We start from the raw sequence: 23,655 nt of genomic DNA on the forward strand, positions 1-23,655 counted from the left end.
GGTAGATGCCGAATTTAAGAAGCCCTGATAACGTAAGTTGTCAGGGTTTTTTTATGCCTGATCCGCTGAAATTCCTGTCAGATTTGTCCGGATTTTTACTGTTTGTATTTTGAGAAATCGTTTTTGTAATATTAGATTTTTATCGGAAAGGAACTTTTGTTTTTCTGAAATTTATGGTATCATTCATAAAGTTGTTGTTTTTATATAATTTAAATTTAAAAATGAATACCTTTGATTGCTTAGAAAAAATTAATGCTGGAATAATGAAAAGGACTGTTTTATTAATTGTTTTTTTGTTTACAGTTACTTTGCTCTTTGGTAAAGTAAAAGGAGTGAAACATGTTGTTTTAATTGGGTTGGATGGTTGGGGAGCATACAGTGTTCCTCAGGCAGAGATGCCTACAGTAAAGAGAATGATGGAAGGCGGGACTTATACTTTAAAATCGCGTTCTGTTTTGCCTTCCTCCAGTGCCTGTAATTGGGCATCAATGATCATGGGGGCCAGTCCTGAAGTTCATGGTTTCACAACTTGGGGGAGCAAGAAACCGGAGATTCCTTCCCGGGAGCTTTCTCATTACGGATTATTTCCGACAGTGATTGGGTTGTTGAGGGACCAGAAACCTGAAGCGGAAATCGGTTATATTTTTGAATGGGACGGAATGCAGTATTTATGTGAAAAAGAGGCTGTCAATCATTTTTCTCATGTTCCGGCTGCAGAAAATGGTTCGTCGGATGCTATTGTACAGGATGTAGTGCAATATATCCGGGAGAAAAAGCCGGTTTTTACCATGATTGCTTTTAATAATCCCGACGAAGTGGGACATAAATACGGACACGATACCCCAGAATATTATGCAAAATTAAAGGAACTGGATAATAAAATTGCGCAAATTGTGCAGGCTGTTCAGGAAGCCGGAATTTATGAAGAAACTGTCTTTATACTTACAGCTGACCATGGGGGAATAAATAAGGGCCATGGAGGTAAGACGTTACAGGAAATGCAGATCCCGTTTATTATTTTCGGGAAAGGAATACGGGCAGGACATGTTATAGATAGCAGTACAATGATTTACGATACAGCATCTACCATTGCCTGGATATTCGGGCTGAAACAGCCTCAGGTGTGGATTGGCCGCCCTATAATGGAAGCTTTTAAATAAAAGGAGAAGCGTAAATGAAAAAAGACGGTAGAAGACGTCAGTGAAAGAAGGATCCTCCAGATATCAATTGCCTGAAAAAGGGAATCCAGTCGACGGAGGATTCTTTGCTTCCCAAACGGATAATGAGGTCATTGTCTTTTTTATTGAGATACAGATATTGTCCGAGTAATCCTTTGGCTAAAAATTCCTCATTGGGAGTTAGAATACGCCAATGCATATTATAAACGGACTTCTCTCCGGATTGTTCTGAAGCTGGAGGAAGAGTGAACGTTTTATCTATCCAGGCTGGAGGGAGAATTTCTTTTCCTCCGTAATATCCTTCATGCAGAAAACACAGACCTATTTTAGCCAGATCGCGCAGGCTGGTACTTAACCCGCAAAACCCCCTGGCCATTTGATATTTGGGGGAATCGATGCTCCAATTCCCCGGGTATTCCATACCCAATGGCTGCCATAATTTCTGATAAAAATAGTCGGTAAATTTTTGGCCTGTCGTTTTTTCAATGAGGGGGATAAGCCATTGGGTAGCAGCGTTGCAATATTCGTATCTTGTATCGGGAAAGGTACGTAAAGGGATGTTTCTCAGTGTCTTATCCAAATGACTGCTGTGGTATAAAACAGTTGATGTATACCAGGATGCCTCAATACCGCAACGCATATTCAATAAATTTACCAAAGAAATTTCCTGGTATGCAGGGGGAATGTCCGGAATATAATGCGTGAGTTTATCCGAAATATCTGAAATATAGCCTTCTTTCCAGGCTATTGCCAGAACGGCGGCAACGACTGATTTGGAGATGGAAAATAAATCCAGCGTCTGTTCAGTTGTTACATGAGGAGCGTAATATTCTGCCTGAATCGTATCGTTATGAATCCATAGGAAAGCCAGCGTATGGTGCTTTTGAAGGAACTGATTTAAGGAAGGAATTGTAGAATTATGCTTTGATGGAATCGGATGGGGGATTGAGCTGGCTGGAAAATAAATACGGGGAAAATGTTGCTGATCGCTCGTTCTCGGAAAGTTATAAGTGAAAATTCGGCAGGGAGTACAGCAAACGGTAAATGTTAGGAAAATGAATATATAAAATAATGGTTTCATAACCGTATTTTATATTTTTACGCCTTAGAAAAAGGGATGTTTTCTTTATTATAAAATATGTTTATTAATTGTATTTTTTTAAGGTTCCTGTGGATTTATTATATTTTTGTATATCTTTATCCTTAAAATAATGGATAAATTATAAGCTCAGCTGAATTTCTCATAGGGCGGGAAAATAAAAATTTCAACTTAATCAGGGTGGTGGAAATGATCAGGTTATCCCTTAAAAGGTTTTGTGTGTTAAAGAAAATTCATAGAAAAAGGGAAAGAAGGGAGTTTTGTCAAAAGACGGATATGGGAAGGCAAATATTTTGCTAATAGAATAGAGATGCGTGTATCTAAAATATTTTGTCTGGATGATATAGAGGTTATTTTGTTCAGACAGGGAAAGTTAGAAATAACTGAGGAAACCCGGGCAGAAATTGAGAGATGTTTTCATTTTCTCAAAAAATTTATAACAGATAAAGTCATTTATGGTATCAATACCGGCTTTGGGCCAATGGCACAATGGCGTGTTGAGGATCAATATTTAAGGGATTTACAGTATAACATTATCCGGAGTCATTCTACAGGTGCCGGCCGGCCGGTGGAACCTTTGTATGTACGGGCAGCAATGATTGCCCGGGTGGGGACTTTTCTGCAGGCAAAATCAGGGGTTCATTGGGAGTTAGTGAATTTATTGGTGGAATTTATAAACCGCGGGATTTATCCGATGGTGCCGGAACATGGAAGTGTGGGGGCGAGCGGGGATTTAGTTCAACTGGCTCATATTGCTTTGGCATTGATCGGAGAAGGAGAGGTTTTTTATGAAGGCAGGTGGTGGCCTGCAGCTGAAGTTTTAGAGAAAAATGGTTTAAAACCGTTTAAAATCCATATTCGGGAGGGTTTGTCTGTGACCAATGGGACGTCTATGATGACGGGGATTGGTTTGGTTAATTTGATATATGCTAAAAAATTATTGAAGTGGGGAGTGGCGACTTCCGTGATGATGAATGAGATTGCTTCTTCTTACGACGACTTAATGTCGGAAGTATTAAATGGAGTGAAACGTCATCGTGGACAGCAGGAGGTGGCCCGTTTGATGAGAGTATGGGCCTCGGGAAGTCAGTGCGTCCGGAAACGGGAAGTTGAATTATACGGAAAAAAATGTGAGGAGAAAATATTCACGCATAAAGTTCAGGCTTATTATTCTTTACGTTGTGTACCTCAAATATTGGGGCCGGTTTGGGATGAATTAGAAAATGCGGAAAAAGTATTGATAGAAGAATTAAATTCAGCCTGTGATAATCCGATTGTAGATCCGGATACTGAAAATATTTATCACGGGGGGAATTTTCATGGAGATTATATTGCTTATGAGATGGATAAATTGAAAATTGCCGTGACGAAATTGACTATGTTGGCGGAAAGGCAACTGAATTATCTGTTTCACGACCGGATCAATGGTATTCTGCCTCCTTTCGTCAATTTAGGGATATTGGGACTGAATTATGGTTTGCAGGCCTCTCAGTTTACAGCTACTTCAACTACTGCGGAATGTCAGACGTTGTCTATGCCGATGTGTATTCATAGTATTCCCAATAATAATGATAATCAGGATGTGGTAAGTATGGGAACAAATGCGGCTCAGTTAGCGGCTAAAGTAATAGAAAATGCTTATCAGGTAATGGCTGTTCATCTGATGGGGATTGTGCAGGCGATAGATTATTTAAAAATTCAACCTTTATTATCGGGCCATAGCCGGGAAATTTATAACGAAGTCCGGGCTTTTTTCCCGGTATTTGTAGAGGATACTCCGAAATATAAGGAAATCAGGGCAATGGTAGAGTATTTAAAGAATAAAAGGTGGGCATTATGAAATATGCGTTAGTGACGGGGGGATCCCGCGGAATTGGCCGGGCTGTCTGTATGGAATTATCCCGTTTGGGATTTCCCGTAGTGATCAATTACGTTTCTAATGAAGCGGCTGCTTTGGAAACCAGGCGCATGATTGAGGAAGAAGGCGGGAAAGCCGAGTTATTCCCTTTTGATGTTGCTGATGCAGAGCAGGTAGATGCTGCTTTGGAGAAGTGGACAGAACAGCATCCGGAAGATTATATCGCTGTATTGATAAATAATGCCGGAATACGGGAAGATACGATGATGTTGTGGATGCAGAACGAGCAGTGGAAAAGGGTAGTGGATGTGCATTTGAACGGTTTCTTTTACGTTACGCGTCGCCTATTGAAAGACATGTTGATAAAACGGTATGGACGGATTGTAAATATAGTATCTCTATCCGGAATCAAAGGTTTGCCCGGACAGACAAATTATTCAGCGGCAAAGGCGGGTGTAATTGGGGCGACAAAATCTCTGGCACAGGAGGTGGGGAAACGGGGGATTACTGTCAATGCTGTGGCTCCCGGTTTTATTCTTACGGATATGACGAAGGATATGGATGAAAAAACATTGAAAGAAATGATTCCGCTGAATCGGTTTGGGACAGCAGAAGAGGTGGCTGCATTGGTAAGTTTTTTAGCTTCAGAGCGGGCTTCCTATATCACGGGGGAAGTCATCTCTGTTAATGGAGGTTTGTATACATAGAAAAGTATTTGTGAAAGAATGGGAATTATGGATGACAAAAGAGGTATGAGGCGGGTTGTTATTACTGGAATGGGAATTTATTCCTGCTTGGGAAAAAATCTGGAAGAGGTAAAAACCTCTCTTTATCAGGGAAAATCGGGAATAGGGATAGATGAAGAGCGAATAAAATATGGGTATCGTTCACCTCTCACAGGTATTGTAGAACGTCCTTTATTAAAAGGAAAGTTAGAACGGCGTTTGCGTACGGGACTGGCTGAAGAAGGGGAATTTGCCTATATGGCTACTGCGGAGGCTTTGCAAAATGCCGGGATAGATATGGATTATCTGGAGCAATATGAAGTCGGCATTTTTTACGGGAATGATTCCTCTGCCAAACCAGTCATTGAAGCCCATAAGATTATGGAGGAAAAAGGGGATACGGCTTTGTTGGGTTCGGCGGCTATTTTTCAGTCTATGAATTCAACGGTAACCATGAATTTATCGACTATTTTTAAACTGAGAGGGATAAATATGACTATTAGTGCAGCTTGTGCCAGCGGTTCCCATTCCATCGGTTTGGGATTTGCTTTTATTCGCAACGGTTGGCAAGATGTAGTCGTATGCGGGGGAGCACAGGAAGTGAATCTTTATTCCATGGCTAGCTTCGATGCGTTGAGTGCTTTTTCTGTCCGGACGGATGATCCGGCAAAAGCTTCCCGTCCTTTTGATGCTGGCCGGGACGGCTTAGTGCCTAGCGGAGGGGCGGCTACTGTAATTCTGGAAGAATATGAACATGCTGTCTGGCGGGGGGCTCCCATACTTGCAGAAGTCGTCGGTTATGGTTTTTCTTCCAATGGCGGGCATATTTCGCAGCCCAATAATGAAGGTTCTTACCTCGCTATGTCACGCGCATTGAAGGATGCTGCTGTGAGTGCAGGGCAGATTGATTACATTAATGCCCATGCTACCTCTACTCCGTTGGGGGATATGTATGAGGCAATAGCTATTTATAAATTGTTCGGGGAAAAAGTCGCTGTGAGTTCGACAAAATCCATGACCGGACATGAATGCTGGATGGCCGGGGCGAGTGAGATTGTTTATTCTACTTTGATGATGCAGCATTCTTTTATAGCTCCTAATCTCAATTTTGAACGACCGGATGAATATTCTGTCCGGTTAAATATTATTCCGGAAACGAAAAAACAAAATATAGATTTTTTCCTTTCGAATTCATTTGGTTTTGGAGGGACCAACAGTGCATTGATTGTAAAGAAAATAAAAGAATAATATAGCCTGCATAAAGCTATGGAATTTGTAAAAATTATCTAAAAATATAGATATGACACGTGCTGAAATTGTAAAGATAACAAACAAATTTTTAGTGGAAGAAATTGAAATTGACGAAGCTGTGTTGAAGGAAGAGGCTTTGTTAAAAGAAGACTTGGGAATAGACAGTCTTGATTTTGTGGATATTGTAGTAATTGTTGAAAAAAATTTTGGTTTTAAAATTAAGGCAGAGGAAATGGGAGGAGTGACAACGCTGGGAGCTTTTTATGATTATATTGAGAAAAAAGTAAACGCTTAAGTGTGCAACAGAGAGAATGGAAAGGGCGAACAGGCGGAGGCAACTTTGGGCAACGTTCTTTGTTTTGGTTTTTCCGTTACGTAGATGTTCGTTTCGGTTATCTGGGATTACGTTTTATTGTCGTTTTTTACATGATTTTTGCCCGCAAACGTTGCATGGCAATTTTTCATTATTTCCGGCAGCGCCAAGGTTACTCTTATCTGAAATCATGGTGGAAAACGTATCGGAATCATTATCTTTTCGGACAAACGGTATTGGATAAATTTGCTATTTTCAGTGGAAACGGAAAACAGTTCCGGGTGACCGTAGAAGGACAGGAATATTTTAAAGAGGCTGAAAATTCGGCATCCGGATGTTTAATTGCCAGTGCACATGTGGGAAATTTTGAAATTGCAGGTTATTTGTTGTCTTCTGCCGTAAAACCCATCAATGGAGTGATTTTTGGAGGAGAGTCCCCTGTAATGCAGCAATATCGTTCTGAAATACTGAATGCTAATCATATAAAACTGATTCCGGTAACTGCCGATATGTCTCATATTTATTATATACATAATGCCTTGAAGAATGGAGAGTTTGTCTGTATGCCATGCGACCGGATATTTTCCGGAAATAAGAAGGAAAAAGTCGATTTTTTGGGTGCAAAGGCTGAATTTCCGGCGGGTTTTTTTTATTTGGGAGAACGCTTAAAGACAGCGGCTTTGGCTTGTTTTGTCATGAAAGAAGGAAGTTTACATTACCGGGTTTATATTCGTCCTTTAAAAACAGATGTGCAGAGTAGCCGGAGGGGAGAACTTAAAAAAGTGCTGGCTGTCTCTTATGTACAGGAATTGGAAAAGATTTTAAAGTGCTACCCGGAACAGTGGTATAATTTTTATGAATTTTGGAAATAATGGATAAAATGAAGTCGCCTTTATCTCGTCAGGAAATATATTCAAAAGAGCGTTTTTCGGCTCTGGATGCTTTGCGTCTGGCGAATGAAATCGCTTTTGCTCCGGTTGTATTTCAGGTGTCACGGTTAATGTTGAAATTCGGGATTTTTAGATTACTGGCTGATTCTCCTCGGGGACTGACATTGGAAGAGATTGCAGAAAATACGGGTTTATCTTTTTATGCAGTTCAGGTTTTATTGGAATCTTCTTTGACGATAGGGACCGTATTACGGAAAGAGGAGCGTTTCTGTATCGCCAAACCCGGTTGGTTTTTGATGACGGATGAACGGGTAAAAGTGAATATGGATTTTATACAGGATGTAAATTATCTGGGATTGTTTGATTTGGAAAAATCTTTAGTGGAGGGGAAGCCGGAAGGATTGAAATTTTTGGGGAATTGGCCGACTATTTATGAAGGGCTGCCGGATTTACCGGCCGGTGTGCAGAAAAGTTGGTTTGCTTTTGATCATTATTATTCTGACGGTTCTTTTGAGGAAGCTTTGCAGATAGTATTTAAAAATAACCCCCGTCGTTTGTTGGATGTCGGAGGAAATACAGGACGTTGGGCTATGAAGTGTGTGAGTTATTCTCCTCAAGTAGAGGTGACAGTTCTGGATTTACCTCAACAATTGGAAATCATGCAGACATGGATCGGCGGAAAAGCAGGTGCGGAACGGATCTACTCCTTTCCGGCTAATTTACTGGATGATACTGTTTGTTTTCCGGAAGGGTTTGAGGTGATCTGGATGAGTCAGTTTCTGGATTGTTTTTCGGAAGAACAAGCGGTAAGTATTTTAAAACGGGCAGTTTGTTCTATGAAAGCAGAGACTTGTCTTTATATTATGGAAACCTTGTGGGACCGTCATCCGCATGAGATCGGATCTTTTTGTTTGACACAAATAAGTGTTTATTTTACAGCATTGGCCAATGGAAAGAGTAAAATGTTTGGTTATCGGGATTTATGCCGTTGCATCGAGAAGGCCGGTTTGAAAATTTGTCAGGTATATGATGGTTTGGCAAAGGGACATAGTATTTTAGAATGTAAGTTGAATTAAAAGATGGAAGGACGGGAAAATAATTCTTTAATACTTTTTGAGGTGACAGATTTATTACCTCAACAGCGGCCGTTTATAATGATCGACCGTTTGTTGAGTTGTGATGCAATGGTAACAGAGACGGAATTTCAGGTGAGGAAAGATAATTTATTTTACCGGGAAGGCGTTTTACAGGAAGCTGGGATTATAGAAAACATTGCTCAGACGTGTGCTGCACGGATTGGATATTTTAATAAAATCAATCAGGCGGAAGTGAGGGTCGGTTTTATAGGAGCATTACGGAATTTAGTCATTCGGGATTTACCCCGGACCAATGAAATGCTGAAAACCAGAATTGAAGTGGTGAATGAAGTGATGGCATTGACTTTGGTACAGGCTACGGTGAGATGTAATGGACAGTTGGTGGCGGAATGTGAGATGAAAATTGCAATTACTGAAAATTAGTAAGACATGGTATTAACAGCGAGTAAGGAGATCGACGTACGTTTTAACGAGGTAGATTCAATGGGTATTGTGTGGCATGGAAGTTATGCTAAATATTTTGAAGATGCCAGAGAAGAATTCGGGCGGAAATATAATATTGGTTATTTGCGTATTTTTGGGGAAGGATTTTATGCCCCTTTGGTTAAGCTGGATTTTAATTATAAAAAGCCTCTGGTTTATGGGAATAAAATGTTAGTGGAAATAAAATATTTACCTACGGAAGCAGCTAAGATTTGTTTCGATTACCGGATATATCTGATCGAAAACGGAACGCAGGTATTGGTGGCAACAGGAAGTAGCATGCAGGTATTTCTGGATAAAAATTATCAGTTGATCTGGGGAAATCCGGATTTTTATGAAGCCTGGAAAAAGCAGTGGCAAGTCATATAAGAAATTGAAATGGAGGTTTATATTACAGGGGATAATATTGTATCTGCTCTTGGTTTTACGACAGAAGAAAATATAGCTGCAGTGAAACGGGATGAGAGTGGCTTACGCTATTATGAGCATTATTTGCAGGTGCGGGAGCCTTTTATGGCTTCCTTGATAGAGGAAGGACGTTTATTGGATATGACTGAAAGATTGGGAATTTCCCGAAAGCAGTATACCCGTTTTGAGCAGATCGGAATTCTTTCAGTTGCCTTTGCCGCGGCAGGACGCGATTTATCGGATAAGCGGACTCTTTTTATTTTATCGACTACAAAGGGAAATGTGGAATTGTTAGGAGAAGAGGGAAAAGGACAGGATAATAGAGAACAGTTGTATTTGTGGCATTCTGCTCAGGAAATTGCCCGCTTTTTTCACAATCCGAATAAAGCCTTGGTTGTATCCAATGCCTGTATTTCGGGAGTTGTAGCCCAGATTGTAGCCAAGCGTTGTTTAATCGCAGGAGTGTATGACCGGGTTGTTGTGGTGGGAGCAGATGTGTTGTCTGAATTTATTGTGTCCGGATTCCAGTCGTTCAAGGCTTTATCTTCCGGTTTATGCCGGCCTTTTGATATTGCACGTTGCGGTTTGAATTTGGGGGAGGGGGCAGCTACCCTGATATTTGAGCGGGGAGAAAAAACAAAAGGACAGATTATACTTGCTGCAGAAGGAATTACCAACGATGCGAATCATATTTCAGGGCCTTCACGGACAGGAGAGGGGTTGTACCTGGCTTTAAAAAAAGTGATGGAAGGAGAAGAATGTCGGAACATAGATTTCCTGAATGCACATGGAACGGCTACTTTGTATAATGATGAGATGGAAGCGATTGCTTTTGAACGGGCAGGATTACAGGGAGTACCGGTATATAGCCTGAAGGGATATTTTGGACATACTTTAGGGGCAGCGGGAGTTTTAGAAACAGTGGTTGCCCTCTGCGGTTTACGGGAAGGTTTTTTGCCCTCCTGTAAGGGATTTGAGAAAATCGGGGTTTCCCGGGAATTGCAAGTAGTAACCTGCCTGGAACAAAAAAAGATGCGGCAATGCATTAAGACGGCTTCCGGGTTTGGCGGGTGTAATGCTGCAATACGTTTAAAATTAGGTTGATATGTTGACTATTGAAAAATATTGTCAGATTGTTTTGGGAGAATGCCGGGTAAACGGAGAGGTTATTTTTTGTTCAGGTACGGAGACAGTAAGGGAATTTTTAGGAGATTTGTATCGGGCGGCTAAGGTAAATTATCCGAAATTTTTCAAAATGGATGTATTGGCAAAAGCCGGATTTTTGGCAAGTGAGCTTTTATTGAGAGGGGAAAACCTGGGGGATGGTAAACGTACGGCGATTTTTCTGGCGAATTCATCGGCTTCGCTGGATACGGACAAACGTTATCAGGAGACTATTGGAGAACCTTATTTCCCGAGTCCTTCTGTTTTTGTCTATACCTTGCCTAATATTGTATTGGGAGAAATTTGTATCCGGCATGGGATTTACGGGGAAAATACATTTTTTGTAAATCCGGAATTTCCGGTCGGTTTTTTATGCCGTTATACCGGGACTGTTTTTGAGGCAGCTGGCTTGGACAGGGCGTTGGTGGGCTGGCTGGAATGTTGTGACAATAAGTGTGAAGCAAAAATTGTGTTAGTAGGACGGGAAAATGAAGGGCTTGTTTTTAATGAAGAGAATATAAACGCATTAAAATAATAAAAATTATGGGAGAATTGGTAGCAAACTTAAAGGATGAGATTATTGAAGTTCTGAATTTAGAGGGGATGAAACCAGAGGATATCCAGGATGATGCACCTTTATTCGGAGAAGGGTTAGGGTTAGATTCTATCGACGCTTTGGAATTGATTGTGCTGATGGAAAAAAATTACGGAATCAAATTACAGGACCCGGCGCAGGGGAGAGAAATTTTTCGTTCTGTAAAATCAATGGCTGACTATATCGAAAAGAATCGAAATAACTGAGCATACAGAGGGTCTGGTTTGTAGGATTGATGTAAAATAGACGGGAATTATCATGGAAAGAATCGTTGTAACCGGATTGGGAATTGTTTCGGCATTGGGGTTGGGAATCGGAGAGACCTGCCGGGCATTAAAGGAAGGGTATTCCGGAATCGGCCGGTTAAAATATTTACAGACAGTACATGGGGATATTCCGTCTGCAGAAGTCAGATACGGGGATGAAGAATTGAGGCAAATGCTCGGTTTGTCGCCGGAAGAAATAATCACGCGTACGTCTTTGCTGGGAATAGTTGCTCTACGGGAAGCGTTAAAGTCCGCTGGATTTAGGGAAAAATCCGGGAAACGGTTTTCTTTTATCAACGGGACCACTGTGGGAGGAATGGAAAAGAGCGAGCAATATTATCTGGATTTTCTGACGAACGGCTCTATGAATGCTTATATAGCTGTACACGAGTGTGGCGCCTGTACGGAACGAATGGCCGACGCAATCGGAGGATTTCAGTATGTAACTACTCTGTCGACAGCTTGTTCTTCAGCTGCTAATGCGGTCATATTGGGAGCAAATTTGCTTAAAGCCGGAATGACGGATGTAGCAGTAGTTGGGGGAGCAGAATGCCTTACAAAGTTCCATTTAAACGGATTCCGTTCTTTGATGATACTGGATAAGGAACCTTGCAGGCCTTTTGACGATACCCGTTCGGGACTTAATTTGGGAGAAGGAGCTGCTTATCTCGTATTGGAGCGGGAATCGGAAGCTTTGCAAAGAGGGGGACTGCCGTGGTGTATGTTGTCCGGATATGGAAATGCCTGCGATGCATTCCATCAAACGGCTTCTTCTGAAGATGGAAAAGGAGCTGTATTAGCGATGCGGGAAGCACTTTCTATGGGGAAATTGGAGCCGGAAGAGATCGGTTATATTAATGCTCATGGTACCGGTACACGGAATAACGATCTATCGGAGGGAAGAGCCATTACAGCGGTTTTTGGAAACCGGGTGCCTTATGTGAGTTCGACCAAAGCGATGACAGGACATACGACAAGTGCTTCCGGCGGCGTAGAAGCGGTTATCTCCATTTTGGCCTTAAAGCACCGGATGATTCCGGCAAACTTACGTTTTCAACATCCAATGCCGGAATTGCTTTTTGAACCTGTACGGGAACTCCTGCAAGATATTTCTTTACGGCATGTATTATCCAATTCTTTTGGCTTTGGCGGCAATAATTCGACATTGATATTTTCAGAATTATAGGAGGAGCAAAAACATGAAAGCATTGAATGTATATATCAGGGGAATAGGGGCTGTTTCAATACAGCAGCCTTTGTCTGTTGCTGGAGTTTTTGATCCGCTTGCATATAAAACGCCTCAGGTAAGGTGTATTGAACCGGACTTCCGTCAGTTTATCGAACCGATGGCAGCCCGGCGCATGAGTCCTATTATAAAGCGGGCAATTGTTTCTTCTATGTGGGCTATGAGGGAGGCCGGGGAATTTATGCCAGATGCAATACTATCGGGTACTGGTTTGGGATGTGTGGAAGACACAGAACGGTTTTTAGGGGCAATGGTACAAGAAGGGGAAGAATGTCTGCGCCCGGCTTTTTTTATCCATTCTACACACAATACGATCAATTCACAGATTGCCATCCGTATAAAATGCCACGGTTATAACAATACGCATGTTCATCGGGGAATTTCTTTTGAAAGTGCGTTACAGGAGGCAGGACTTTTATTTGCAAATAAAAGGATACATTCCGCCTTGGTAGGGGGACATGAGGAGTTGACGCCGACTTATTTCAATCTGTTGGGGAAATTAGGGTATTGGCGGGAAGAAGAAATCAATTCTTTACAAATCGTGCAAACTCCCGGAAAAGGTACTTTTGCCGGAGAAGGAAGTATTGCCTTTATGTTGTCGCAGGAACAGGATGGAAAAGCGTATGCTCGCCTGGAAAGCGTGGAAATCGGTTATGGAAGTGTAGACTTGAAACAGGAAGCTTTTCTGTTCCTGAAAAGGTATGGAATAGATCCCGGGGAGGTGGACGTAGTCATGACGGGGAAAAACGGAGATGTTCAAAACGATTGTTTGTACGATGGGCCGGGGAAATGGCCCGGGAAGGAAGAAATGGTTTATAAACCCCTTTGCGGAGAATTTTTTACGGCAACTGCGTACGGAGTATTTGTGGGTTGTGTTTGTTTGCAGAGCGGTATTGTTCCGGCACATTTGACCTTGTCGGGACAGGAGGTTAAAGGAGTGCGCCGCCTTTTGGTGGTCAATCACTGGCAAGGTAAAGAATATTCATTTATATTGTTGTCATCATGTGGAAATTGATACTGCTATCGACCATACAGAGTCTTTTTCTGGTGCTCGCACAGGTTTTTTTGAAATTTGCCTTGGCACGAATGGGAAATTTTCAATTGTGCCGGACTTATTTCCGGGATTTGCTGGTCAATTGGCAATTGGCCTGTTCAGGAGGCAGCATAGTGATTGCAACCTTGTTGTGGATGTATATACTGCGGCATTTTGAATTCAGTATGGCTTATCCGATGATCAGTATCAGTTATATTTTCGGTATGTTGGTCGCTGTATTCGTGTTTCAGGAAACTGTGCCTTTGACCCGTTGGATAGGGGTGATTTTAATAATGATAGGAGTGATACTCGTTGCTAAACATTAGGAAAATGAAGCGTAAATTTTGTATGATCGTCTGGGGAGTATTATTGGGAATTGCGGGAGGATACGGACAGGAGTTTAAACCGTTGGAAGGGCAGGAGCTCCGGAAAATGCTGGATGAAATCCGTCGGATTTCTGCCGGAATAGAAACTTTTGAGTGTGATTTTATACAGCGGAAAGAAATAGCTATTTTGCGGGAAACAGCGGAGGCGGAAGGCCGGATGTATTACGAAAAGCCGGATTGTTTACGGTGGGAATATTTGCAACCGCAAGCTTATTATTTTATAATTAATAAAGGAAAATCAGGGATGAGAAAGGATGGAACAACGGATCGTAGTGGGGGAAGCCGGATTTTTGGCGAGATGGGTAAAATGATTTTGGCTTGTATCCGGGGGGAAAAGCTGGTTGACGAAGAAAGATTTGAGCCGGCATATAGCTGTAAGGGGGACCTCTTTCGTATCAGCCTGAGGTCCCGGAGCCGGAGACTGCAGCAAATAATGGATGTTTTGATTCTGGAATTTAGTGTACAGGCGCATACCATTCAAGCTGTGGAGATGCGGCAGGGAGAAGATGTAACACGTATTGAATTTGTGAATAAGAAAATAAACAAAGGAATAGATCATTCCTTTTTTCAGTGGAAGGAATAAAACGATTTTTTAGTAAAGAGAGATGTGGGAGAATTTTTATGAAATAACGGATCAGAAGCAGAGGGAAGAGGGATTTGAGGCGAGGATACGGCTTAATCCGGAACATTTGATTTATAAGGCTCATTTCCCGGACAACCCGGTTACTCCCGGGGTTTGTATTTTGCAGATATGCCAGGAGTTGGTTGCTGCATATTTTCACAAGCCACTGCGGATGGTGCGGGCAAAAAATATCAAGTTCCTGAATGTGCTTCGGCCTGCAGAAAACCGGGAGGTTGTATTTAAAATCGGATGTTCTGAGGGAGTGGAAGGTATTGAAGCATCTATTATAATATCGGATAAGGAAAAAGTATTTGCTAAAATCAGTGCGGTATATAAGGGGTAAATACAATTTATAGGTATACAGGGCTAAAAGATAAAAGAATGGAGATGGCCAGTGAATTACAGCAACTCGGTATATGTGCGGTATTGCCGACATATAACAATGCCGGTACTTTGGCTCAGGTAATAGAAGGGTTGATGCCTTATACCTCTTCAATACTGGTTGTCAATGATGGTTCTACAGACAAGACAACGGAGGTTTTGGAGCATTTTGCAGCTCGTATTGAGACGATTTCCTATCCGAAAAACCGGGGAAAAGGCTATGCTCTGCAGCAAGGGTTTCGGCTGGCTTGGGAAAATGGTTTTAAATATGTTCTGACAATGGATACAGACGGACAGCATCAGGCCGAGGATATCGTTAGTTTTATAGCAGAGATAAAACGGGAGTCCGGAGCTCTTATTGTTGGAAGCCGTTTATTGAAACAGCGGCATATGCCGGAGGGAAATACTTTTGCCAATCGTTTTTCTAATTTTTGGTTTTGGGTACAAACGGGTATTCGTTTCCCGGATACACAGTCGGGGTTCCGTCTGTATCCCTTAGAGCCGGTACAGCGGATGCGTATATTTACGAAACGGTATGAATGTGAACTTGAAATATTAGTACGGTTAGCCTGGGAAGGGATACCCTTGAAAGCCGTTCCTGTAAATGTTTTTTATGCTCCTCCCGGAGAGAGAGTGACTCATTTCCGTCCGTTCCGGGATTTTGTAAGGATTAGTATGTTGAATACGGTTTTGGTTGGCGGGGCTATACTTTATGGTTATCCCAAACGATTATACCGGCTGATTCAGAAAAAGAGACAATGACCGGATTTTTTTTGAAATTATACGACTGTTTACACCGAAGGCGGGGATTGCGGATCGGATTACCTGTCCTGCTTTTGATTGCTATGGGGTGGATCGGAAGCCGGGTGGAACTGGAAGAGGATATTACCGGTTTTTTGCCGGATAATCCGGAGAATGCGCGTTTGGGTTTTGTTTACCGCCATATCGGAATAGCCGATAAGATTTTTGTCCGGTTTTCTGTTACGGATACTTTGCAGGAAAAAGAGGCAATACGGGAGCGTTTGATTGAAGGAGCGGAAAGATTTTCAGAAGTGTTGGATTCGTTGACGGACGAACATCTGGTAAAGGATATTCAATATCGGGTGAATATTGATAAATTGGCGGCTGTGGCAGGTTTCTTAACTGAAAATATGCCTTACTTTTTAGAAGCGGAAGATTACCGGAGAATTGATTCTATCGTAAATGCCGGGGAATTTGCAGCTTTATTTGCCTCAAACCGGGAGTTGCTGATCTCTCCTGCCGGCTCCGTCCTCAAAAAAAGTATTCAGACGGATCCGTTTCATTTTGCTCTTCCTGTTCTGGAGCGCTTGAAAAATTTTCAGTTAAATGATTATTATACATTAGTCGACGATTATATTTTTTCAAAGGACGGAGATCATCTGATGCTGTTTATTACACTGGCACATAAAAGTAGTGAGACAGTGCAGAATGCTGCTCTAGCAAAAGCGATACAAAAAACAATAGCTTACTTGCCACAGGATATTCAGGTGCAATATTTTGGTCCTTCCCTGGTGGCCGTTACAAATGCCGAACGGATTAAGACCGATGCCTGGCAGACAATGCTCTTGGCGCTTGTTCTGATGGTCGGTTTGCTGGGATGGTTTTTCCGAAGCATATGGCCTTTATTTTTGGTTTGCTTGCCGGTGGCTTTCGGTGTTGCCCTGAGTTTAACATTACTCTGTCTTTTTAAAGGGAATGTTTCCGCTATTGCTATCGGTACAGGGGCTGTTATTCTCGGAATTGCAGTGGATTATTCATTGCATTACCTGATCCATCTGAAGCATGAACCTGATCCCCGTATGGCTTTACAGGATATTGTCAGTCCGATGCTAATCGGGAATATCACGACAGTAGGCGCTTTTTTGAGTCTTCTGTTTATCAGTGCTGCAGCAATGCGGGATTTAGGACTTTTTGCGGCTTTTGCTTTGGTCGGGACAATTCTTTTTGTTCTTTGTTTTATGCCCCATTGGGTGGGAGGACGAATCGGAATACAGAAAAACCGCTGGCTGGAATGCTGGGTAAATTTACGGCCGGAAAAAAAAACCTGGTTGGTATGGATTGTAGCAGGAATAACCCTTGTTTTAGGGATTTACAGTAATGATGTGACCTTTGAAACCGATTTCCGGGAAATTAATTATATGACTCCGGAACAACGGAATGTGCTGGAGACTTTGAGTAAATATACTACTTTGGGAGAAAAAAGTATGTATCATATTTCAGAAGGCACGACTTTAAATGAGGCTCTGAAAGAGTATGAAGCCCAAATCCCCCGTATTAATGCGTTCTTGAAAGAGGGAGTATTGAGCGGAGTAAACGGGATTGGTTATTTTTTCCCGTCAGATTCTTTACAGCAGGTAAAAATCAGCCGTTGGAATGCTTTTAAAGAGAAGTATGGAGATTCTTTACTGCATCTGACGGATAATTGGGGGAAACAGGCCGGATTCCGTCCGGAGGCATTCAGGCCTTTCCGGGCATTGTGGGAGAAAGAATTCCGGGTGGAGTCTCTTTCCTATTTTGGTTTGATACAGGAAACCCTGTTAAAAGAATACTTGATCTGTCAGCCCGATAAATCGGCTATTGTAACATTGCTTTATGCGGAACCGGGGAAGGAGGAACAGATTTATGAGGCTTTGGACAAGCAGCCGCAGGCTTTCGTATTTGATACAACTACCGTAACAAAACGAATGGTCTATGCCCTTTCTGACGATTTTAATGCCGTTTTTTATATCTGTGGATTTCTGGTGTTGTTTTTTCTTTGGTTTGCCTTTGGACGGCTGGAGTTGACATTTATTGCGTTTTTACCCATGGCATTGAGCTGGATATGGATTTTAGGTTTCATGGGATTAGCCGGTATCCATTTTAATATCGTGAATATTATTCTGGCCACCTTTATCTTCGGATTGGGTGATGATTATACAATTTTTATTGTAGATGGACTGATGTATGAGTATGCTTACGGACGAAAGATGCTGGCTTCTTATAAAACGTCGGTTACTTTATCGGCACTGACTATGTTTATCGGGCTGGGGACTTTGATTCTGGCTGTACATCCGGCTATGCGTTCTTTGGCTGTAATTACTGTAATCGGTATGCTGTGTGTTGTGGGGATTGCGTTTATTGTTCCTCCCTTGATTTTTCGCTGGTTGACCGAAAAGAACGGACGTTTACGGTTAAGGCCTGTAACTTTACGGGATTTACTGGTTACCGTTTATGCATTTACCGTTTTTCTGGCGGGAAGTGCCTTACTGACGGTGTATGGATCTATTTTGCTGGGAATAAGAAAGCCGACGATGGGGCGGAAATTGTGTTTTCATCAGTTGTTATGCCGCGTGTCCCGCTGGGTGGTGGATCATTTGCCCGGTATTTCCAGTAATATTGTGAATAAAGGGAAAGAGGATTTTTCCAAGCCTGCCGTCATTGTCTGTAACCACCAGTCTCATATCGATTTGATGTATGTATTAATGTTGTCACCTAAACTCATTGTGCTTACAAACGAATGGGTTTGGAATTGTCCTTTTTACGGCCGGATCATTCGGTTTGCGGATTTCTGGCCGGTAGAAGAAGGCATTGAAAATAGCATCGGCCGTTTACGGAATTTTGTGGACAAAGGGTATTCCATAGTAGTCTTCCCGGAAGGTACGCGTTCGGAAGATTGTTCGGTACGGCGTTTCCATCGGGGAGCTTTTTATCTGGCAGAACAATTGAATATAGATATAATTCCTGTGGTGTTCCATGGCATGGGGCATGTTTTGCCTAAACGGGAATTTTTATTACGTAAAGGTATAGTGACGGTTCATATTTTGCCTCGTATTCTGCCGGATGATGTTTCTTACGGTCTCGGATATGCGGATCGGTCGAAACAGGTTCGTCGCCTTTTTATAAACGAGTATGCCCGGATGGTTGAAGAATCAGAGACTCCATCCTATTGGCAGGATGCCGTGCTGGCAAATTATCGTTATAAGGGAACAGCAATTAAAAGGGAAGCCCAACGGGAATTGAAAAACAGGACGGAGCAGGAAAGACAGATTGCAGAAATTCCTGCTGGCGCCCGAATTGTGATAAGACAATGCGGAATAGGGGCTTTCGCTTTACTTTGTGCTTTGGTGCGGAAAGATATAAAAATAGTAGCTTTGGACGAGGATGCTGATAAAATTGCAGTGGCCGGCCGTTGTCCATTACGCCCCCGGCATTTGGAATATCGGGTGGGAAAAAGTACAGCTCTAACAGATGAGATGTTTGATTGTGTAATTTGAACGGTAAAATGAGTGACATGAAATACGACGTTGTGATTATCGGTGGGGGATTAGGCGGTTTATTGAGTGCTTATATCTTGTGTAAACAGGGATATAGCGTGGTCGTTTTAGAGAAAAATGCCGTTATCGGAGGATGTTTGCAATCTTTTAGGCGGAAAGGGACACTTTTTGATACCGGGATGCATTATATCGGAAGTATGGAAGAGGGACAGCCGCTCTCCCGTTTTTGGAAGTATTTTGGTTTGACCGGCCGGGTACAATTGCGAAAATTGGATGAAGAGGCATTCGATGTCATCTCTTACGGTGGGCAACATTATCCTTCAGCAATGGGATATAAGGCTTACATAGAGGGGTTGGCTGCTTTTTTCCCGAAAGAGAGAAAAGCTTTGGAGCATTATGTGGAAGTCATCCGGAGGATCGCGACTAGTTCGCCGGTTTCCCGTTTGGAAGAGGTCGTGCAAACTTTGCCTTTGGAAACGGAATATGTTAAAACCAGTGTCAGTGATTATATCAGTCATATTACGTCCGATTCCGTACTCAGGAATGTTTTGGCCGGAAATGCTCCTTTATATGCCGGAGAGAAAGGAAAAACTCCTTTTTATGTACATGCTTTTTTACATCATTCCTACATTCAGAGTGCTTACCGTATTGTAGGCGGGAGTCAACAGATAGCAGATGTTTTGAGTGATTCGGTTTGCTGTATGGGAGGAGAGGTCTGGTTAGAGAGTGAAGTAACCGCATTGACCGGGACAGCTCAGGCAGTGGAGGGTGTAAAACTAAGGGACGGACGTTTTGTGGAAGGAAAATATTTTATCTCTGCCATTCACCCGCAGGCGATGATCGGTTTATTGGAGGAGAGTATGGTAAAGCGTTCTTATTGCCGGCGCATCCGTAACCTGGAAAATACGATTGCCGGATTTACAGTTTACCTGGGCTTTAAAAAAGGGATGGTCCCTTATTACAATAGTAATTTTTTTCATTATGATGTGCCGGATATATGGAGTTGTGCCGGGTATACCCAGACGGATTGGCCCCGTGGATATCTTTATATGCATCAGGCTCCTGAGGATGGGGGAAATTTCAGTGAGGGAGCCTTGCTGATTTCTTATATGCGTTACGATGAAGTTTTGAAATGGAAGGGAACAAGGGTGGGAAAAAGAGGGGAAGAATACGCCGGATTTAAGGAAAAACGGGCGCAACAGTTGATTGAGGCTCTGAACCGTGAATTTCCTGGTATTCGGGAAAAAATCGCATTTTACGAAATTTCTACCCCTTTGACATATGAGAATTATACGGCAACAGCGGCCGGGGCTATGTACGGGATTATGCGTGATGTGAATAGTCCGGTACAGACGGTTGTTTCACAACGGACATATATTCCCAATTTATTTATGACAGGTCAAAATACCAATTCTCACGGGATGCTGGGCGTGACGACCGGGGCTATGCTTACTTGTGCCGAATTAGTAGGAATAAATACGATTATTCGTGCCATTAATGAAGTATGAAAAATATCGGGAAATGGAAAAAACAGTCGTAATTATAGGAGGAGGATTGGGAGGGTTGACTACAGCTTGCCTGTTATGTAAAGAAGGATACCGGGTAACAGTGCTGGAAAAACATACTGTAGCAGGCGGTGGATTGCATATGTTTAAAAGAAAAGGTGTACGGTATGAGACTGGAATTCATTATATCAGCGGATTTCAGCCGGGAGGGGTTTTGCGTAAATTTTATTCCTATCTGGGTATTTTCGATCAGTTGAAGATTAAACCTTTGGATCCGGAAGCTTTCGACCGGGTCTATGTAAAAAGTGAAAATAAAAGTTATCCGATAGGAAAAGGGAAAGAGCATTTTATAGCCGGTTGGGCAAAGTTATTTCCGGAGGAGAAGGATAATATCCGCCTTTATACGGAAGCCCTTTATGCTGTGGCAGACCGATTTTACCTTTGTAATATGCGGTTGCCGGATCAAGGCAGGACGGATTTATATCAGGATGAAACGATTATCCGTCCGGTTGGGGAATTTATTGCTCGTTATATCCGGGATCCCCGTTTACAGAATTTACTTGCATGGAATAATGCGCTCTACGCAGGTAAGTATGATACGACACCCCTCTATGTACATGCCATCATCAACCGTTTGTTTATCGAAGGAGCCTCCCGTTTTGTCGGAGGAAGTCAGCAATTGGCAGACGCAATGTGTGCTCTCATCCGGAAACACGGGGGAGAGGTGATTTGTGGGGATGGCGTAAGGGAGATCGCAACCCGGGACCGCGAAGTACAGTATGTGGTTACGGAAAAAGGAAAGCGTTATAAGGCCCTGCAATATATTTCCGCTTTACATCCGTTTACTACGCTTAACCTGATCGATCCGGCACAATTTACAAAAGCTTACCGGAACCGCATACAAAGTATGCCGAACACTTATTCGGCTTTTATCCTGTTTGCGAAAGTCAGGAAAAATACATTTCCTTATCTGAATAGTAATATTTATTGTACCGACGATTACGATCAGATCTGGAAAGTCGGGAATTATAAGCCGGAAGAATGGCCTATGGGAATGATGGTAATGACTCCTCCGGAATCCGAAAGTGAAGAAAAATATGCCGAAAAAATAATCGTTAATTGCCTGATGAATTTTGAAGATGTACGGCTTTGGGAAAATACAACTACCGGGCAGAGAGGGAAAGATTATGAATCGTTTAAAAAAGCTTGTGAAGAACGGGTGTTATGTAAACTTGAAGGCTATTTCCCTGGTATTTGCGGGCAAATTGAGCATTATTTTAGTGCGACACCATTGACGATAAGGGACTATACCGGCTCAAAAGAAGGAGCGCTTTACGGATATGTAAAAGATTTTCGGGCTTTGGAACAATCTCATATTTCTCCTTATACAAAGGTAAAAAACCTTTTACTGACAGGACAGAATCTCAATCTGCACGGAATTTTAGGAGTACCTCTGAATGCAATGATTACGGTTGCCAGTATGATAGGAGGAATAGAACCTTTAATTGAAAAAATAAATGGTGCCGATAGGCATACCCACTGAATCAGAAATGTAAAACTAGAAAACAATACCGGATGTTGATACCTGAAATAGAAACACAGCCATTGGAAGTTATCCAACGTTATCAGGAAGGGCGCTTACAAGATACATTAGCTTATCTGGCTGCCCGTTCTCCTTACTATAAACGGATGTTTGAAGAATTCAGAATCCGTCCGGAAAAAATCCGGACACTGGAAGATTTGCGGTATATTCCGTTGACCGGGAAAAGAGAATTACAAATATATAATAAGGAATTTATCTGTGTGCCACGGGAAAAGATTGTAGATTATATTACGACTTCCGGAACATTGGGAGATCCGGTGACTTTTGCGATGAGTGATCGGGATCTGGACCGGCTGGCATACAATGAGGCGATTTCCTTCGCTTGTGCAGGAGGAAAACCGGGGAATATTTTTCAACTCATGACGACGATTGATAAACGCTTTATGGCTGGATTGGCCTATTTTTTAGGTATCCGTCGTTTGGGAGGAAGTATTATCCGGGTTGGAAACGGAATCCCTGAACTGCAATGGGATACCATACAGCGGATCCAACCGGATACTATTATTGTTGTGCCTTCTTTTATTCTGAAAATTGTCCGTTATGCTGAAGAACAGGGAATTGATTACCGGCATTCCAGTATCCGGAAAGCTGTTTGTATTGGGGAGAATTTAAGGGAGCAGGATTTTTCGCTGAATTTATTGGGGACAAAGATTAAGGAAAAATGGGATATTGAGTTGTATTCTACTTATGCCTCTACGGAGATGGCGACGACGTTTACAGAATGCGCATGTGGCCGGGGTGGACATCACCATCCGGAACTGATTATTACAGAGTTACTCAATGAAGAAGGAGAACCGGTAGGAATGGGAGAGGTCGGCGAATTGACCATAACTACTTTGGGTGTTGAGGCCATGCCTTTGTTGCGTTTCCGTACGGGAGATATGGCCTGTTTTCATTCGGAACCTTGTGCCTGCGGGCGTACAACCCTGCGTATCAGCCCTATTGTCGGACGGCGGAATCAGATGGTCAAATACAAGGGAACGACCCTTTACCCGGCTGCCATTTTTGACGTGTTGGATAATGTGGATTATGTGGAGAATTATCTGGTTGAAGTGGATAGTGATGATTGCGGAAATGATGCCGTCACGGTTAGGGTCGGATGCAGAGGTGAGCGGGGGATAGAGACGATTAAAGAGTTAAAAGACCGTTTCCGGGCTAAGTTAAGGGTTGCTCCGGACATTGTAATCGGAAATTCAGAGGAAATCCACAGAATACAATTACCCGATATGAACCGGAAACCGATGAAATTTATTGATAAACGGAAAAAAATTTAACCGG

General features: G+C 42.4%; 23 protein-coding genes. 22 read left to right on the forward strand and 1 reads right to left on the reverse strand.

Features of this window, described 5'->3' with window-relative positions:
• Positions 1–263: 263 nt before the first annotated feature.
• A complete protein-coding gene (locus tag Q0465_RS02040; RefSeq protein ID WP_298612116.1) occupies positions 264–1,160 on the forward strand; it encodes an alkaline phosphatase in 897 nt (298 codons plus the stop codon).
• 37 nt (positions 1,161–1,197) lie between these two features.
• Here Q0465_RS02040 and Q0465_RS02045 read toward each other — a convergent pair whose 3' ends face one another.
• Positions 1,198–2,259 carry a serine hydrolase gene (locus Q0465_RS02045; protein WP_298612117.1) on the reverse strand — a complete coding sequence of 354 codons (1,062 nt, stop codon included), beginning with the start codon at positions 2,257–2,259 and terminating at the stop codon, positions 1,198–1,200.
• Positions 2,260–2,587: 328 nt separating this feature from the next.
• On the opposite strand from Q0465_RS02045, the gene hutH reads away from it, so the two are divergent.
• From hutH to Q0465_RS02150, 21 genes are read left to right on the forward strand one after another with little or no spacing between them, the layout of a single operon-like run.
• Positions 2,588–4,117 carry a histidine ammonia-lyase gene (gene hutH / locus Q0465_RS02050; RefSeq protein ID WP_298612119.1) on the forward strand — a complete coding sequence of 510 codons (1,530 nt, stop codon included), beginning with the start codon at positions 2,588–2,590 and terminating at the stop codon, positions 4,115–4,117.
• Positions 4,114–4,842 (forward strand): 3-oxoacyl-ACP reductase FabG, encoded by a 729-nt coding sequence (gene fabG, locus Q0465_RS02055; protein ID WP_298612121.1) that lies wholly within the window; start codon positions 4,114–4,116, stop codon positions 4,840–4,842. The genes hutH and fabG overlap by 4 nt, the downstream gene beginning before the upstream one ends.
• 45 nt (positions 4,843–4,887) lie before the next feature.
• Positions 4,888–6,108 (forward strand): beta-ketoacyl synthase, encoded by a 1,221-nt coding sequence (locus Q0465_RS02060; protein ID WP_298612592.1) that lies wholly within the window; start codon positions 4,888–4,890, stop codon positions 6,106–6,108.
• 52 nt (positions 6,109–6,160) lie between these two features.
• Positions 6,161–6,406 carry an acyl carrier protein gene (locus Q0465_RS02065; RefSeq protein WP_298612124.1) on the forward strand — a complete coding sequence of 82 codons (246 nt, stop codon included), beginning with the start codon at positions 6,161–6,163 and terminating at the stop codon, positions 6,404–6,406.
• A 2-nt stretch (positions 6,407–6,408) separates the two neighbouring features.
• On the forward strand, positions 6,409–7,296 hold the full coding sequence (locus Q0465_RS02070; protein ID WP_298612126.1) for a lipid A biosynthesis (KDO)2-(lauroyl)-lipid IVA acyltransferase: 888 nt from the start codon (positions 6,409–6,411) through the stop codon (positions 7,294–7,296).
• Positions 7,297–7,304: 8 nt separating this feature from the next.
• On the forward strand, positions 7,305–8,390 hold the full coding sequence (locus Q0465_RS02075) for a methyltransferase (protein ID WP_298612595.1): 1,086 nt from the start codon (positions 7,305–7,307) through the stop codon (positions 8,388–8,390).
• A 3-nt stretch (positions 8,391–8,393) separates the two neighbouring features.
• On the forward strand, positions 8,394–8,834 hold the full coding sequence (locus Q0465_RS02080; protein WP_298612129.1) for a pseudouridylate synthase: 441 nt from the start codon (positions 8,394–8,396) through the stop codon (positions 8,832–8,834).
• A 6-nt stretch (positions 8,835–8,840) separates the two neighbouring features.
• Positions 8,841–9,263, forward strand: a complete 423-nt coding sequence (locus tag Q0465_RS02085; protein WP_298612133.1) for a thioesterase family protein — start codon at positions 8,841–8,843, stop codon at positions 9,261–9,263.
• A 9-nt stretch (positions 9,264–9,272) separates the two neighbouring features.
• Positions 9,273–10,406, forward strand: a complete 1,134-nt coding sequence (locus tag Q0465_RS02090; protein ID WP_298612137.1) for a beta-ketoacyl synthase N-terminal-like domain-containing protein — start codon at positions 9,273–9,275, stop codon at positions 10,404–10,406.
• 1 nt (position 10,407) lies between these two features.
• Complete coding sequence (locus Q0465_RS02095; protein ID WP_298612140.1) at positions 10,408–11,001, forward strand: hypothetical protein; 594 nt, start codon at positions 10,408–10,410, stop codon at positions 10,999–11,001.
• An 8-nt stretch (positions 11,002–11,009) separates the two neighbouring features.
• Positions 11,010–11,267: a phosphopantetheine-binding protein gene (locus tag Q0465_RS02100; RefSeq protein WP_298612142.1), complete on the forward strand. Its 258-nt coding sequence runs from the start codon at positions 11,010–11,012 to the stop codon at positions 11,265–11,267.
• 52 nt (positions 11,268–11,319) lie between these two features.
• Positions 11,320–12,513, forward strand: coding sequence for a beta-ketoacyl synthase (locus Q0465_RS02105; protein ID WP_298612145.1), 1,194 nt, complete (start codon positions 11,320–11,322; stop codon positions 12,511–12,513).
• A 13-nt stretch (positions 12,514–12,526) separates the two neighbouring features.
• Complete coding sequence (locus Q0465_RS02110; RefSeq protein WP_298612148.1) at positions 12,527–13,588, forward strand: beta-ketoacyl synthase N-terminal-like domain-containing protein; 1,062 nt, start codon at positions 12,527–12,529, stop codon at positions 13,586–13,588.
• On the forward strand, positions 13,576–13,932 hold the full coding sequence (locus Q0465_RS02115; RefSeq protein WP_298612150.1) for an EamA family transporter: 357 nt from the start codon (positions 13,576–13,578) through the stop codon (positions 13,930–13,932). Before Q0465_RS02110 ends, Q0465_RS02115 begins: the two co-directional genes overlap by 13 nt.
• A gap of 4 nt (positions 13,933–13,936) precedes the next feature.
• Entirely contained in the window at positions 13,937–14,575 is a 639-nt protein-coding gene (locus Q0465_RS02120) for an outer membrane lipoprotein carrier protein LolA (RefSeq protein ID WP_298612153.1), read from the forward strand.
• 22 nt (positions 14,576–14,597) lie between these two features.
• Positions 14,598–14,957, forward strand: a complete 360-nt coding sequence (locus tag Q0465_RS02125) for a 3-hydroxyacyl-ACP dehydratase (protein WP_298612156.1) — start codon at positions 14,598–14,600, stop codon at positions 14,955–14,957.
• 38 nt (positions 14,958–14,995) lie between these two features.
• The gene (locus tag Q0465_RS02130) at positions 14,996–15,757 is read left to right on the forward strand and encodes a glycosyltransferase family 2 protein (RefSeq protein ID WP_298612159.1); all 762 of its coding nucleotides are present in this window, start codon (positions 14,996–14,998) and stop codon (positions 15,755–15,757) included.
• Positions 15,754–19,269, forward strand: a complete 3,516-nt coding sequence (locus Q0465_RS02135) for a 1-acyl-sn-glycerol-3-phosphate acyltransferase (protein WP_298612162.1) — start codon at positions 15,754–15,756, stop codon at positions 19,267–19,269. The genes Q0465_RS02130 and Q0465_RS02135 overlap by 4 nt, the downstream gene beginning before the upstream one ends.
• Positions 19,270–19,286: 17 nt before the next feature.
• Positions 19,287–20,777 (forward strand): NAD(P)/FAD-dependent oxidoreductase, encoded by a 1,491-nt coding sequence (locus Q0465_RS02140; protein WP_298612165.1) that lies wholly within the window; start codon positions 19,287–19,289, stop codon positions 20,775–20,777.
• 13 nt (positions 20,778–20,790) lie between these two features.
• On the forward strand, positions 20,791–22,317 hold the full coding sequence (locus Q0465_RS02145; RefSeq protein WP_298612168.1) for an NAD(P)/FAD-dependent oxidoreductase: 1,527 nt from the start codon (positions 20,791–20,793) through the stop codon (positions 22,315–22,317).
• Positions 22,318–22,349: 32 nt separating this feature from the next.
• Positions 22,350–23,651 (forward strand): phenylacetate--CoA ligase family protein, encoded by a 1,302-nt coding sequence (locus Q0465_RS02150; protein ID WP_298612171.1) that lies wholly within the window; start codon positions 22,350–22,352, stop codon positions 23,649–23,651.
• The last annotated feature ends 4 nt before the right edge of the window (positions 23,652–23,655 follow it).

It is taken from the genome of uncultured Odoribacter sp. (assembly GCF_937966165.1).
GTDB lineage: Bacteria > Bacteroidota > Bacteroidia > Bacteroidales > Marinifilaceae > Culturomica.

Coding starts and splice junctions, on each gene's coding strand:
- Q0465_RS02040 (WP_298612116.1), top strand. CDS start 264: ATGAAAAGGACTGTTTTATTAATTGTTTTTTTGTTTACAGTTACTTTG.
- Q0465_RS02045 (WP_298612117.1), bottom strand. CDS start 2,259: ATGAAACCATTATTTTATATATTCATTTTCCTAACATTTACCGTTTGC.
- hutH (WP_298612119.1), top strand. CDS start 2,588: ATGCGTGTATCTAAAATATTTTGTCTGGATGATATAGAGGTTATTTTG.
- fabG (WP_298612121.1), top strand. CDS start 4,114: ATGAAATATGCGTTAGTGACGGGGGGATCCCGCGGAATTGGCCGGGCT.
- Q0465_RS02060 (WP_298612592.1), top strand. CDS start 4,888: ATGAGGCGGGTTGTTATTACTGGAATGGGAATTTATTCCTGCTTGGGA.
- Q0465_RS02065 (WP_298612124.1), top strand. CDS start 6,161: ATGACACGTGCTGAAATTGTAAAGATAACAAACAAATTTTTAGTGGAA.
- Q0465_RS02075 (WP_298612595.1), top strand. CDS start 7,305: ATGAAGTCGCCTTTATCTCGTCAGGAAATATATTCAAAAGAGCGTTTT.
- Q0465_RS02080 (WP_298612129.1), top strand. CDS start 8,394: ATGGAAGGACGGGAAAATAATTCTTTAATACTTTTTGAGGTGACAGAT.
- Q0465_RS02085 (WP_298612133.1), top strand. CDS start 8,841: ATGGTATTAACAGCGAGTAAGGAGATCGACGTACGTTTTAACGAGGTA.
- Q0465_RS02090 (WP_298612137.1), top strand. CDS start 9,273: ATGGAGGTTTATATTACAGGGGATAATATTGTATCTGCTCTTGGTTTT.
- Q0465_RS02095 (WP_298612140.1), top strand. CDS start 10,408: ATGTTGACTATTGAAAAATATTGTCAGATTGTTTTGGGAGAATGCCGG.
- Q0465_RS02100 (WP_298612142.1), top strand. CDS start 11,010: ATGGGAGAATTGGTAGCAAACTTAAAGGATGAGATTATTGAAGTTCTG.
- Q0465_RS02105 (WP_298612145.1), top strand. CDS start 11,320: ATGGAAAGAATCGTTGTAACCGGATTGGGAATTGTTTCGGCATTGGGG.
- Q0465_RS02110 (WP_298612148.1), top strand. CDS start 12,527: ATGAAAGCATTGAATGTATATATCAGGGGAATAGGGGCTGTTTCAATA.
- Q0465_RS02115 (WP_298612150.1), top strand. CDS start 13,576: ATGTGGAAATTGATACTGCTATCGACCATACAGAGTCTTTTTCTGGTG.
- Q0465_RS02120 (WP_298612153.1), top strand. CDS start 13,937: ATGAAGCGTAAATTTTGTATGATCGTCTGGGGAGTATTATTGGGAATT.
- Q0465_RS02125 (WP_298612156.1), top strand. CDS start 14,598: ATGTGGGAGAATTTTTATGAAATAACGGATCAGAAGCAGAGGGAAGAG.
- Q0465_RS02130 (WP_298612159.1), top strand. CDS start 14,996: ATGGAGATGGCCAGTGAATTACAGCAACTCGGTATATGTGCGGTATTG.
- Q0465_RS02135 (WP_298612162.1), top strand. CDS start 15,754: ATGACCGGATTTTTTTTGAAATTATACGACTGTTTACACCGAAGGCGG.
- Q0465_RS02140 (WP_298612165.1), top strand. CDS start 19,287: ATGAAATACGACGTTGTGATTATCGGTGGGGGATTAGGCGGTTTATTG.
- Q0465_RS02145 (WP_298612168.1), top strand. CDS start 20,791: ATGGAAAAAACAGTCGTAATTATAGGAGGAGGATTGGGAGGGTTGACT.
- Q0465_RS02150 (WP_298612171.1), top strand. CDS start 22,350: ATGTTGATACCTGAAATAGAAACACAGCCATTGGAAGTTATCCAACGT.